This window comes from Loktanella agnita, from assembly GCF_046640325.1.
Taxonomy (GTDB): domain Bacteria; phylum Pseudomonadota; class Alphaproteobacteria; order Rhodobacterales; family Rhodobacteraceae; genus Yoonia; species Yoonia agnita.
In genome coordinates this window covers 42,834-55,727 of the sequence record NZ_JBJMBF010000002.1, presented here as the reverse complement: position 1 = coordinate 55,727, position 12,894 = coordinate 42,834, and the positions used below count along the sequence as shown (strand labels likewise).

Genomic DNA, 12,894 nt, shown 5'->3' with positions numbered 1-12,894 from the left:
TAGCCCTGAACCAACACAGGGAGGGCATGATGAAAACGATTTCCGAAAACCGCTGCTTCGGGGGCACCCAAGGGGTCTATTCACACAGCTCGACCAGCTGCAATTGCGACATGACCTTTGGGTTGTTCCTGCCGGAGGAGTCCGCCTATGGCCCGGTACCCGTCCTGTGGTTTCTGTCGGGGCTGACCTGCACCCATGAAAACGTAATGACCAAGGCGGGCGCCCAAGCCTGGGCCGCTGAACATGGGATCGCGCTGGTCTTTCCCGACACATCCCCGCGCGGCGAAGACGTGCCCGATGATAACGCCTATGATCTGGGCCAAGGGGCGGGTTTCTACATTGACGCGACACAGGCACCTTGGGCGCAGCATTTCAAAATGTGGACCTATATCGCCGAAGAATTGCCCGGCCTGCTGGGCGACAGCTTTCCGCTGGATATGGAACGGCAGTCGATTTGCGGGCATTCCATGGGGGGGCACGGCGCGCTGACGATGGCGATGGCCTTGCCCGGACGGTTCCGATCGGTCAGCGCCTTTGCCCCGATCTGCAACCCGACACAAAGCGACTGGGGCCGCAAACAATTCACTGCCTATTGGGGCGCGGATGAAAGCAAATGGGGACCCCATGACGCGACCCTGCTGATGCAAGGGCCGGGCTTTGACGGGCCGCTTTTGATCGACACTGGCACCGATGATCAGTTCGGTGATCTTCTGGGGACAGAGGCCTTTGCCGCCGCCATGGCCACCAAACGCCAGCCCGGCACGCTGCGGCTGCAAAAGGGCTATGATCATAGCTATTTCTTTATCGCGACTTTCATGGAAGACCACGTCGCCTTCCACGCAGACGCGCTTTACACCTGACCGGCGCAACGCAGGAGCACAGATGATTTACGTCGATGCAGATGCCTGCCCCGTCAAGGCAGAGGTCGAACGGGTCGGCACCCGACACAAGCTGCGGATGTTTGTCGTCTCAAACGGCGGCATCCGGCCCTCGCCCAACCCGCTGGTCGAAACGGTGATCGTACCCGATGGGCCGGACGTGGCTGACATGTGGATTGCCGACCGGGTCACCAAAGGCGATGTGGTCATCACCGGTGACATCCCGCTGGCTGACCGCTGTATTGCAAACGGGGCGCTGGTGCTGAAACATAACGGCGAAGCGCTGACCGAGAAAAACATCGGCAACGTGCTGGCCACCCGCGACCTGATGACCGACATGCGCGCGGCCGATCCCTTTCGCCAAGGCGGCGGCAAACCTTTCAGCAAAGCAGATCGGGCGCGGTTCCTTGACGCGCTGGAACGGGTAGTGCGGGCGGCAGCACGCCACGTCTGAACATCTGGTTTACAGCCTCTATCAGCGGGGTAAGGTGGTCCAAAAGACAAGGACACCATCATGACGCAGGTCAACGCGGTTATCTTTGATATCGGCAATGTGCTGATCGAATGGCAGCCCGAACGGTTTTACGACAGCGTGATCGGCCCCGAACGGCGCAAGGCGATGTTCGCCACGATTGATCTGCACGGGATCAATGACGTGGTCGACCGGGGCGGCAATTTCCGCGACACCATCCATGCCGCCGCTGACGCCAACCCCGATTGGCGGGACGAGGTGCTGATGTGGCATGACCGCTGGATCGACATGGCGGCTCCGGCCATTGATCATTCTGTCCGGCTGCTACGCAGCTTGCGCGGCGCGGGCGTACCTGTCTTTGCGCTGACCAATTTCGGCATCCAGACCTTTGACATCGCCGAACCGGTCTACCCGTTTCTAGGCGAATTCGACCGACGCTATATCTCGGGGCATATGGCCTGCATCAAGCCAGACGCGCAGATTTATGAAATGGTCGAACAGGATTGCGGACTGGACCCAGCCACACTGCTATTTACCGATGACCGGCAGGACAATATCACCGCCGCTGCGGCGCGGGGCTGGCAGACGCATTTGTTCACCGGACCACAAGGTTGGGCCGACCGGCTGGTGGCAGACGGGCTGCTGACACCAGAGGCCGCACAATGACCGTCACGATTTCCTTTGCAGAGGGCGAAGCGCATCTGGACTGGCTTGCCCTAACCGACGCGCTGGCCGCAGGGCATCAACATCCGAAAGCCGAGGTCGCGGATGTGTTCCTCTACCAAGGGGACAACACGCTGCTGAACCGGTCAGCATGGGTCGACGGGCTGGGACTGGCGGTGAAATGTGCCACCATTTTTCCGGGCAACAAGGCACATGGCAAACCGGCGGTCGGCGGCGCGGTAAACCTGTTTTCCGGCAAGGACGGCACGCTAGAGGCAATCCTTGATTTTCATCTTGTCACCAAATGGAAAACCGCCGGGGACAGCCTGCTTGCCGCACGGCGTCTGGCGCGACCGGATAGTCGGAATATCCTGATCGTCGGTGCAGGCACCGTGGCGCAATCGCTGCGCGCCGCCTATGGTGCCGCCTTCCCCGATGCCCGTTTTACAGTCTGGAACCGGTCCCCTGCCGGGGCGCAGGCCTTGCAACAGATCTGGCCCGACATCGCCATCGCCGATGATCTGGAAACCGCCATCCGTGTGGCGGATATCGTCACCGTCGCGACCATGTCTACCGACCCGCTGATCCGGGGCGATTGGCTGCAACCGGGGCAACATATTGACCTGATCGGCGCCTACCGCCCCGACATGCGCGAAGCAGATGATGCTGTCCTGCAAAAGGGGCGGATTTTCGTGGATAGCTTCGAAACCACGCTGGAGCATATCGGCGAACTGAAAGACCCTATCGCACGCGGCGCTATTGGAAAAAACGATGTCATCGCAGACTATTATGCGTTAGACCGCTTTAAACGCCATGATGACAAAGACATCACAGTCTTCAAGAATGGTGGTGGGGCGCATCTTGATCTCATGACCAGCCGTTACATACTTGCGGCCTGTAAGCCGGATCCTGAAAGCTGACCCACGATATCGAAAGGACATCGGTCATATGTGGTATGTGATCACTCTATGCGTCATTCTGGTGATTGCGGCACCGCGATTGCTGGAAATGATACGGCCCACGATTGGACCCAAGCAGCGCCAAAACGCAGAAGGCGATTTTGCGCAGCTCTCGCAGGGTGTAACCCATTTCCGTTGGGTCGGACCGGTGCGTGGACCGGTCGCAGTGATCATCCACGGGCTGACCACACCACTTGTCGCCATGGACGGGATCGCCGAAGGGTTGGGCGGTATGGGCTACCGGGTCCTGACCTATGATCTTTACGGGCGCGGCCTGTCCGATGCCCCGACTGGCGCGCAGAATCGGGTGTTCTTCCTGCAGCAGCTGACTGATCTGCTGGCGCATCAGGGGATCCGTGGAGATATTACGCTGGCGGGCTATTCCATGGGTGGGTCCATCGCCACTGCTTTTGCCGCCGAAAACCCGCACCGGATTACACGGGTCGTGCTGTTCGCTCCTGCAGGGGTGAAAACGACCGAAGGGGGTTTTGCACGGTTTTGCCGGATGATGCCTATCGTTGGGGACTGGGTGCACGGGCTCTTTGCGCGCAAGCGCATTCTGGAAGCGATCCCCAAAAGCACCGCCCGGCCAGAGGTCAACCGCGTGCTGGTCGCCCAACGTAACGAATTGCGGCGCAAGGGTTTCCTGCCCGCAATCTTGTCCAGCCGTCGGGGCATGCTGTCCGAAAAGCTGGAAAAGGATCACCGCATGCTGCAACACGAAGACGTGCCAGTCATCGCCATCTGGGCCGAAAAAGACGCGACCATCTCGATCAAATCCAAAGATATTCTGGCAAAATGGAATCGGGCGGCCCGGCAGGAAGTGGTGAAAGGGGCGACCCACGCCCTGCCCTACACCCATAGCGCAGAGGCGTTGGACGCGCTACGGCACGCCCTGCGCTAACGCACAGGCGCCATCACCGGCGACCGACGCTCGCGGATCGGCAGATGGACCAGCGCGCTGAACGCGCCCACAGCCACACCAACCCACCACACATGGGTATAGGTGCCGTAAATATCATAGAGCGCCCCGCCCAGCCAAACGCCCATGAACGACCCCAACTGGTGCGAGAAAAAGACAATCCCGTAAAGCGTCCCCATATACCGCAGCCCATACAGATGCGCGACCAAACCAGAGGTCAGCGGCACAGTCGCCAACCACAGCGACCCCATCCCGACCGAGAACAGCAGCACCGTTGTCGGTGTAATCGGGAACAGAATGAAAGCAGCAGCGATAATCGTGCGGCCCGTATAAATGCCCGCCAGCAGGTATTTCTTGGAATACCGCTTGCCCGCCCAACCGGCCAGCAATGTACCGCCAATATTTGCCAACCCGATGAGAGAGATCGCTACCGCCCCCAGCGCGCTTGTGGTCGATACACCCAGCCGGGCCAACGTACCGCCCTGATCAATTGGACCGCACATCTCTGTCACCAGCGCAGGGAAATGGGCGGTGACAAAGGCCAGTTGATAGCCGCAGGAAAAGAAGCCCAGAAAGATCATCGTATAGGACGGGTCCGCAAAGGCACGGCGCAGCACGGTGCCCATGCTCTCTTCCAACTCCGTCTTGCTGGCCGGGGCCGGGCTGCGCATCATCGGCAACACCAGCAACACCGCCAGGATCAGACCCGCGAAGCTGACAAAGGTCATCTGCCATGTCATGATGCTCAGCATATATTCGGCCAAGGGCGCACCAAACACCTGCCCGGCAGAGCCCGCAGCAGTGGCGATGGCCAACGCCATAGAGCGGTTTTCATCCGACGCCGCCCGGCCCACCACGGCCAAGATCACGCCAAACCCGGTGCCCGCGATACCAAAGCCCACCAGCACCTCGTAAAACTGATGGGCCAGCGGGGTCGTCGCACCTGCAGAGAGCAGCAAGCCAGCCGCATAGAACAACGCGCCAAGGATGATCGCCTTGCGATCTCCGATCTTCTCGGCAATCGCGCCAAAGATCGGCTGACCAATCCCCCAGGCAAGGTTTTGAATCGCAATGGCAAGGCTGAAATCACTCCGCAGCCAGCCAAACTCCTCAGCAATCGGGATCTGAAACACGCCGAAAGAGGCACGAATGGCAAAGCCAGTCATGATAATCAGACAGCCGGCCACCAGAACCGGAGTGATCAAAGGCGCACGATGTTCCATCCCGGCAGTTGAGGGCGGAGGGGTGGTTTTGTCAATCGGGGGCAGTGTGATGGTAGGGATCACGGGGAGTGATGGCTGGCGACGACGCAAAGCAGCAGTGCCGAATGTTAGCAGATGCTGCGGCGCGGCTTCGCTAAAGGTGCCATAACTATTCAAACCATGGGCTACGACAAACAGTAGATTACCGTTTGCAGCTGTCGTGTCGTAGCAGACAAGAATGTTGAGCGTCATTTCAAGGACCGGCTGAAATGCGACGATGTTGCGGCATTCAAGGGCCTCTGGCACATCGTTTTTCCGATCAACCTGAAACGCGGGTAATCCTCACAATATCGGCGCAACCGTAGCTGATGGCGATGTTGCAGGACTGATCAGCCTCACATTTGAGTGATTGCTCAATAATATTGGTGAGCAATCACTCAAACAGAACTAAGTCGGTGTTACATTCCAAAATCCTGAAAGAGCACATCATGGCGACCTTCAAAATCCACACCGTCGAAACTGCACCAGAGTCCGGCAAGCCTTTGTTGGAAAAATCACTTAAGGCCAATGGCCGCATTCCTGGCCTGCATGGCACGATGGCTGATGCCCCGCCTTTGCTGGCGGCCTATCAGGTTGCCCATGAACAGTTCATGGCCACCAGCCTGACGAACGAAGAAAAGACTGTCGTCTGGCAGACGATCAACGTTGAAAGCAACTGTCACTATTGTGTGCCCGCCCACACCGGTATCGCGAAAATGATGCAGGTCGACGACGCGATCACCGAAGCCCTGCGTAATGAAACACCACTGCCGACTGCCAAGCTCGAAGCGCTGCGGACGTTTACCTTGGCGCTTATTCGTGACCGCGGTTTCGTTGCTGACGCTGATACGCAGGCCTTCCTCGACGCAGGCTATACTGAAACCAACATCCTCGAAATCATTCTGGGCGCCGCGCAAAAGCTGATGTCAAACTACACCAACCACTTTGCCAAAACGCCCGTCGATCAAGTGTTCCAAAAGTTCGCTTGGGAAAAGACATCGGACGTCGCCGCCGAGTGACGCCCAATTAGGTTATGCCAAAAGAGGGAAGCGATATTCGCTTCCCTCATGCGACGAACAAGAACCCTAGGACGAAGTTGATCATGTAGTCTCGTCGCAGGTGGCACACATTGCGCATCGCGCAAACAATGATTTTCGCCTATTGGCTTGCGGGCGACTATGCATGAGGAACTGAAATGACTGAACCGCTCCGTATCGACATTGTGTCCGATGTGATGTGCCCGTGGTGCATCATCGGCTATCGTCAGCTTGCACAGGCACTCGAAGCGACTGGCACCGCTCATGAGATCCACTGGCACCCGTTTGAGCTGAATCCGCAGATGCCCCCCGAGGGGCAAAACACGCGTGCGCATATCATCGAAAAATACGGCAGCACGCCGGAGCAATCCGAGCAGTCACGCCAGCAGATGAAAGCGCTTGGTGACAGCCTCGGGTTTGATTTCGCTTGGGATGAAGATTCCCGCATGCACAACACCTTCAACACCCATCAGGTGCTGCATTGGGCCGAAACCCAAGACCGCAAGCACGACCTGAAAATGGCGTTGTTCGAAGCGCATTTTACAGAAGGACGCGATCTATCTGACAACACCGTGCTGGCGGATATTGCTTCAGAGATCGGTCTGGACCGTGATGAAGCCTTGGCCGTGCTGGACGACCAACGCTTTGCCAACGACGTGCGCAACACGGAAACCTTCTGGCAACAGCAGGGCATCACAGGCGTGCCGGCCGTGGTTTTCGACCGCAAACACCTTGTCACAGGGGCGCAAGGCGTGGACAATTACACCAGTATTTTGACCCAACTGGCCGAAATGAAGGACTAACCCATGGCGCGCGCTGCAAATTATGATCGGGATGCAGCCCTTGATGCAGCGATGGAGGTGTTTTGGCGCAAAGGCTATTACGCCACGTCCCTCAAGGATCTGGAAGTGGCGTTGCAGATGAAGCCCGGCAGCATTTATGCGGCTTTTGACAGTAAGGAAAACCTCTACCTGCTGGCGATCGAGCGATATTTCAACTTATCGCGCGCGCGCTTCCGCGCCGAAGCAGCCGCCTCGGCCTCGCCCTTGGCTTGCTTGGCAGCGCAGTTCCAAAACTACGTCGATCTCGGTGATGGTGACCCATCTCGCCAAGCCTGCATGTTGATGAAAACGCTTGTGGATACGAAATCCACCGACCCCAAGATTGCGCAGGTATCACAAAACTATTTGAACGACATGCACGCTGAATTCGCCAGCATTTTCGAGGCCGCCCGCACCAGTGAGGAAATTTCGACGAACGCGGACCCCGACCGGCTGGCGAGACGGTATCAAGCCAACATCACAGCGTTGCGGGTCGAATTGCTACGTGGCGTGCCGCAAGCGGACTTGATCGCCTTGGCCGAAGACATGGCACAGGAAACGATGCAGCTTGGCATGACAAATTAGAAACTTTGGCGCGCTGTTCCAGTCGAAGTATTCAGCTTCTGGATGGATGATCTGGTGGGGGCGAACGCTTTCCATTTTGAGGTGGTAGAAAGGGTGCCTCCCGCGACAAAAAGCGAGGCAAGTAAAAAGGCGGTCTCGTCTCCCGCAGCAAATGTATGCAATCCGCCGTTTCCGCGCGATCAATGCAGAACAATTAACCACACCTTAACCACTCCAACCGCCCGCACCCTTAACCTAGGAAAACCCGTCCAACGGTCAGATGGAAGTCCGATAAGTGTCCGACGCGATATTGACCCTTTTAAGTGGACTCAAAAAAAGCCGCCCCGTTTTGCAACGCGGCGGCTTTGTCTGTTCAGAGGTCCCGGATCGTGTCCGGGACTGCGGGCAATTAGTGACCGAGAATCTGGCTGAGGAACAACTGTGTCCGCTCGGATTGCGGATTGAGGAAGAATTCCTCGGGCTCGTTCTGCTCTACGATCTGGCCCTGATCCATAAAGATCACGCGGTTCGCCACCTGCCGTGCAAAGCCCATCTCGTGCGTGACGCAGAGCATGGTCATACCTTCCTCGGCCAGTTCAATCATCGTATCGAGCACTTCTTTGATCATTTCGGGATCAAGCGCCGATGTTGGTTCGTCAAACAGCATGATCCGTGGCTTCATGCAAAGCGACCGGGCGATAGCAACACGTTGCTGTTGCCCACCTGAAAGCTGGCCGGGGTATTTATTGGCCTGATCGGGGATTTTCACCTTTTCAAGGAAATGCATCGCTGTCGCTTCGGCCTCTTTCTTAGGCGTCTTACGCACCCAGATTGGGGCCAGCGTACAGTTTTCCAAAATCGTCAGATGCGGGAAAAGGTTGAAGTGCTGAAAGCACATGCCCACTTCTGACCGGATCTTGTCGATGTTTTTCAAGTCCGACGACAGTTCCGTCCCGTCCACGATAATCCGGCCCGCCTGATGTTCTTCCAGCCGGTTGATGCAGCGGATCAGGGTGGATTTGCCCGAACCGGAGGGTCCGCAGATCACGATCCGCTCTCCCCGGTTCACCGTCAGATTGATGTCGCGCAGCACGTGAAAGGTCCCGTACCACTTGTTCATGTCGTGGACTTCGATGGCGACCTCGTCTGAGACCTGCATCTGGCTGCGATCCACGTCGCGTTCTTTTGTCATTTCAACCATTGTCAGGTCTCCTTAGCGGTTTTCACGCTGGAGCTTTTTCTCCAGGTAAAGTGAGTAGCGCCCCATGCTGAAGCAGAAGATGAAGAACATCACACCGATGAAGACGTAAAGCTCCCAGTAGATGCCATTCCAATCGGTGCTTGCCCGAATTGCGTTGGTCAGCCCGAGCGGGTCAAACAAGCCGATGAAAACCACCAGCGTGGTATCTTTGAACAAGCCAATAAAGGTGTTCACGATACCGGGGATCGAGATTTTCAGCGCCTGCGGCAGGATGATCAGGCGCATCGCCTGCCAGTAATCCAGACCCAGTGCATCTGCGGCCTCATACTGCCCCTTTGGCAGGGCGGCGAGACCACCGCGCACAACCTCGGCGATGTAGGCTGCCGAGAACAGGGTCACCATGATGATCACACGCAGGGTCAGGTCGAAACTCGTGCCCTTCGGCAGGAAGTAGTTGAGCAGCAGCGATGCGGTGAAAAGCCAGACGATCAGAGGCACGCCGCGGATGATCTCGATAAAGGCCACCGACAGCTTGTTGACGATCAGCAGTGGCGATTGCCGCCCCAGCGCCAAAAGAATGCCCAGCGGCAGTGACAGCACGATACTGGCGGCCCCGATGACCAACGATAGGGTGAACCCGCCAAAATCCTTGGACGCGATAAAGGGCAACCCGACGACTTCATCTGTGAGTCCATTTAGAAAATTTGTGCCGCTTCCAACTAGTGGGAAGATTGAAAGCAGGTCAAATCCGAACACATTTAACGTCAATTTGGGTTCACCGCCAAACCAATCAAGCACCCAGTTGAATGAGGAAAGAAGCAAGCTCACTGGATCGGCAAAAGTGCATAGAAATACCAGTGTGGCGACTAGCGCTCCTACAATAGCATTTGTTGCTGAAGTCGTTTTGGTGAACGCGAAACCAACAGCTATCAGCCCGGCACCCACAAGAATTGGCCCCCAGATCGACCCGCCCCATAAAAGCATGTAGCACAGAAACGGCGCCGCGGCGGTGAAGATCAGCGCTTGACGCGGAACCTTGTCAAACAGTACGGGCATCAGCCCCAAGAGGAAGACGATCAGCGCCAGCACTGGCCGCCAGTAGGCGTCATTGGGATAAAAGCCGAAAACAAGCTGCTGCCAGCGATCACCGAGAACGGCGAAACACGCGGCGGATGCATCCGGCCCCAGTGTTTCATTCCGGATCTCCCGGCATTCGCTCAGCGAAGACGCGCTCCAGATACCATTCAGGAACCAAGGCAGCGTATGCATCAGCACATAGGCGATGAAGATCACCGAAAGCACTGTCAGCGCGATATTCAGGACGCTGGAAAAGAGATTCTCGCGCGTCCATTTGACAATACCCTTTTCGCCCAATGGCGGTTCCGCCTGCGGCAGCATCGTATCGCGGACGTAGGGAACGGTTTGTGCATGTGTGTCGCTCATATCACCGCTCCACCAGTTTTTTACGATTATTGTAGATGTTCATGAAGAACGAAATCACCAGTGACAGCGCCAGATAGAACAGGCCCAGCAGCAACATGCATTCCAACGCGCGGCCCGTCTGGTTCAGCGTGATCCCCCCCAGCGTGGCACGCACGTCCGGATAACCCACCGCGATGGCGAGTGAGGAGTTCTTGGTCAGGTTCAGGAACTGCGAAATCAGCGGCGGGATGATGACCCGCATCGCCTGCGGCAGAATGATCAAGTTCATCGTCCGGTTTGGCCGCATCCCAAGCGCAAAGGCCGCTTCCGATTGCCCCTTGCTCACGGCGAGGATACCCGCGCGGACGATCTCTGCGATAAAGGCACCAGTGTATAGCGACAATGCCAGCCAGAGCGCCACGAGCGGGGTGCTGATCTGGATACCGCCCCTGAAGTTGAACCCACCGAGTTCCGGGTAGCTCAGCCCGACAGGGCGACCCAGAATAAAATAGAAAAGGATTGCCGGCACGATGGCGATCAGCAGAGCCGGCCAGAACATTGGAAGCAACTTACCCGTATCATAAAGCAGCTTCTTGGCGTAGCGGCGATACATGAACGCGCCGATCACCGACAATACGAACACAATCGCAAGCACGACAACCATACCGGCAGCTTCCGGCATCCAGGTCGGTCCGGGCAGGTAAATCCCGCGGTTTGTGATGGCAAAGCTATCGAAAATCATGGATGCGGCGGCGTTGCCATCCGCGTCAGGGCGAAAATCGCGAGGTTGCGGCATGCCTTCTGACATGATCGCGTAGATCAGCACGATCCACAACAGCAACGGCACATTGCGGAACCCTTCGACATAGACAGCCGTCAGGCGGCTCACCAGCCAGTTGTTCGACAGGCGCATCACCCCAGCCAGAACACCGATGATTGTTGCCGTGACACAGCCCATGACCGCGACCAGAAGCGTGTTCATGATCCCGACCAGCGCTGCCCGTGCGTGGCTCATGCTACTGTCATAGGCAATCAGGCTTGTGCCGATATCATAACCCGCCCGGCTGGACAGAAAGTTGAAGTTTGGCTCCAGCCCCAACTGGCCAAGGTTTTCCAGCAGGTTGTTTACCAGATACCAGATACCAAAGCAGACAAGGGCCAGCGTGACGACCTGAATGGTCATCGAACGATAGCGCGTGTCATAGATAAGCTGTTCAAGCCGGAAACCCGACTTCGGCGGACTGTCCGCTTGAATTGACATGACGTTCTCCCCAGGCTCCCGTTCTCATTTTGGCAGCCCCGATTTTCGGGTGCCGCACGCGGCGGGATGCTCTTTTGACGTTATTTTAGCGTAATATGGCGAAAGGCCCGGCACGGGGCCGGGCCTTTGCCAAAGTATCTTAGCGGAAAGGAGGCGAGTAGATCAGGCCGCCTTCGGTCCACTGTGCGTTCAGACCACGCGCCAGACCGATTGGGGTGCTTTCTCCGATGTTCTGTTCGAACAGTTCGCCGTAGTTGCCGCCAGCAGAAATCGCGTTCACAGCCCAGTCAGCCTCCAGACCGATCATAGCGCCCAGTTCACCTTCGGTGCCCAGCAGACGGTTGACTTCGGGGTTGTCGGTTGGTGCAGATGCCATGTCGGTAACATTGGCCGAGGTCACGCCAAGTTCTTCTGCAGCGATCAGCGCATTCAATGTCCAGCGCGCGATGTCACCCCATTCGCTGTCACCGTGGCGAACAAGCGGGCCCAGAGGCTCTTTGGAGATAATTTCGGGCAGCACGACGTGATCGCCGGGTGCTTCGAAAGTTGCACGGGTCGCGGCCAGACCGGAAGCATCCGTTGTGTAGACGTCACACGCACCAGCAAGGTATTGCTGTTGGGCTTCGGCGTTGGTCTGAATTGGCACAGGCTCGTAGCTGATGTTGTTGGAACGGAAGAAATCCGCCAAGTTCAGCTCTGTCGTGGTGCCGGTCTGGATGCAGACAGTTGCGCCGTCCAGATCCTTGGCCGAGGACACGCCAAGTGCTTTTGGCACCATGAAGCCTTGACCGTCATAGTAGTTCACGCCAACGAAATCGAATTTCAGATCGGTGTCACGGCTCATTGTCCAGGTGGTGTTCCGGGCCAACAGGTCGATTTCGCCGGAGGACAGCGCGGTGAAGCGTGTTTCACCAGTGGTCGGCACGAATTCGACGGCAGTAGGATCACCGAAGATAGCGGCAGCCACGGCGCGGCAAACACCAACATCAAAACCTTCCCAAACGCCATTGGCGTCGGGTGCAGCAAAACCAGTCAGACCGGTCGTCACGCCGCAGTTCAGCGAGCCACGGGCCTTCACGTCATCAAGCGTCGCCGCCGAGGCCATGCCAGCAGCAAGACCAGCTATAGTCAGCGCGCCGAAGAATACGGTTTTTTTCATTTTTACCTCTTCCTGAGTTTCCACCTAAATGAAGGTGGCCAATTTTTATTCCATCCACATAGGCAGATGAGAGAAATCAATCCGGTCTCCCGGACCAACATGTGGCAGAGTGTGCGGATTCACTCAAAGACGTCAAGAGTGACAAAGGGTGAACCAAAGGCATACGCCGCAAAAATTGGCACATTTCAGAACCTTTGCTGCGAAATGCTCTTTGTTGAAAGCCTGTTCATCTTAAATCACATTGCCGGGGGTGCCGGTATCTGGCCGGGGATTTCGCGCCCGGTGATGCCTGAT

General features: G+C 57.1%; 13 protein-coding genes. 8 read left to right on the top strand and 5 right to left on the bottom strand.

Annotation, left to right across the window (positions count from 1 at the left end; all coding sequences use genetic code 11):
• Positions 1–29: 29 nt before the first annotated feature.
• The 5 genes from fghA to ACJ5NV_RS02300 are packed head-to-tail and all read left to right on the top strand — an operon-like array spanning position 30 to position 3,876.
• The gene (gene fghA / locus ACJ5NV_RS02320) at positions 30–860 is read left to right on the top strand and encodes an S-formylglutathione hydrolase (RefSeq protein ID WP_411642273.1); all 831 of its coding nucleotides are present in this window, start codon (positions 30–32) and stop codon (positions 858–860) included.
• A gap of 22 nt (positions 861–882) precedes the next feature.
• On the top strand, positions 883–1,332 hold the full coding sequence (locus tag ACJ5NV_RS02315; protein ID WP_411642004.1) for a YaiI/YqxD family protein: 450 nt from the start codon (positions 883–885) through the stop codon (positions 1,330–1,332).
• 60 nt (positions 1,333–1,392) lie between these two features.
• Positions 1,393–2,016 carry an HAD family hydrolase gene (locus ACJ5NV_RS02310; RefSeq protein WP_411642003.1) on the top strand — a complete coding sequence of 208 codons (624 nt, stop codon included), beginning with the start codon at positions 1,393–1,395 and terminating at the stop codon, positions 2,014–2,016.
• Positions 2,013–2,933, top strand: a complete 921-nt coding sequence (locus tag ACJ5NV_RS02305) for an ornithine cyclodeaminase family protein (protein WP_411642002.1) — start codon at positions 2,013–2,015, stop codon at positions 2,931–2,933. The genes ACJ5NV_RS02310 and ACJ5NV_RS02305 overlap by 4 nt, the downstream gene beginning before the upstream one ends.
• Positions 2,934–2,961: 28 nt before the next feature.
• A complete protein-coding gene (locus tag ACJ5NV_RS02300) occupies positions 2,962–3,876 on the top strand; it encodes an alpha/beta fold hydrolase (protein WP_411642001.1) in 915 nt (304 codons plus the stop codon).
• Here the strand turns inward: ACJ5NV_RS02300 and ACJ5NV_RS02295 are convergent.
• Entirely contained in the window at positions 3,873–5,117 is a 1,245-nt protein-coding gene (locus ACJ5NV_RS02295) for an MFS transporter (protein ID WP_411642272.1), read from the bottom strand. The genes ACJ5NV_RS02300 and ACJ5NV_RS02295 overlap by 4 nt on opposite strands.
• 467 nt (positions 5,118–5,584) lie before the next feature.
• Between ACJ5NV_RS02295 and ACJ5NV_RS02290 the strand changes: the two genes are divergently transcribed.
• The 3 genes from ACJ5NV_RS02290 to ACJ5NV_RS02280 all read left to right on the top strand — a co-directional run bounded on the left by ACJ5NV_RS02290 (position 5,585) and on the right by ACJ5NV_RS02280 (position 7,578).
• Positions 5,585–6,154, top strand: coding sequence for a carboxymuconolactone decarboxylase family protein (locus ACJ5NV_RS02290; protein ID WP_411641999.1), 570 nt, complete (start codon positions 5,585–5,587; stop codon positions 6,152–6,154).
• 176 nt (positions 6,155–6,330) lie between these two features.
• Positions 6,331–6,975, top strand: coding sequence for a DsbA family oxidoreductase (locus ACJ5NV_RS02285; RefSeq protein WP_411641998.1), 645 nt, complete (start codon positions 6,331–6,333; stop codon positions 6,973–6,975).
• 3 nt (positions 6,976–6,978) lie between these two features.
• Positions 6,979–7,578, top strand: a complete 600-nt coding sequence (locus ACJ5NV_RS02280) for a TetR/AcrR family transcriptional regulator (protein WP_411641997.1) — start codon at positions 6,979–6,981, stop codon at positions 7,576–7,578.
• A 388-nt stretch (positions 7,579–7,966) separates the two neighbouring features.
• On the opposite strand, the gene ACJ5NV_RS02275 is transcribed toward ACJ5NV_RS02280, so the two are convergent.
• The 4 genes from ACJ5NV_RS02275 to ACJ5NV_RS02260 form a co-directional block, all read right to left on the bottom strand.
• The gene (locus ACJ5NV_RS02275; RefSeq protein WP_411641996.1) at positions 7,967–8,758 is read right to left on the bottom strand and encodes an amino acid ABC transporter ATP-binding protein; all 792 of its coding nucleotides are present in this window, start codon (positions 8,756–8,758) and stop codon (positions 7,967–7,969) included.
• Between the two features lie 12 nt (positions 8,759–8,770).
• Positions 8,771–10,201, bottom strand: a complete 1,431-nt coding sequence (locus ACJ5NV_RS02270) for an amino acid ABC transporter permease (protein WP_411641995.1) — start codon at positions 10,199–10,201, stop codon at positions 8,771–8,773.
• Position 10,202: 1 nt separating this feature from the next.
• Complete coding sequence (locus ACJ5NV_RS02265; RefSeq protein WP_411641994.1) at positions 10,203–11,441, bottom strand: amino acid ABC transporter permease; 1,239 nt, start codon at positions 11,439–11,441, stop codon at positions 10,203–10,205.
• Between the two features lie 139 nt (positions 11,442–11,580).
• The gene (locus ACJ5NV_RS02260; RefSeq protein ID WP_411641993.1) at positions 11,581–12,600 is read right to left on the bottom strand and encodes an amino acid ABC transporter substrate-binding protein; all 1,020 of its coding nucleotides are present in this window, start codon (positions 12,598–12,600) and stop codon (positions 11,581–11,583) included.
• Positions 12,601–12,894: the final 294 nt, after the last annotated feature.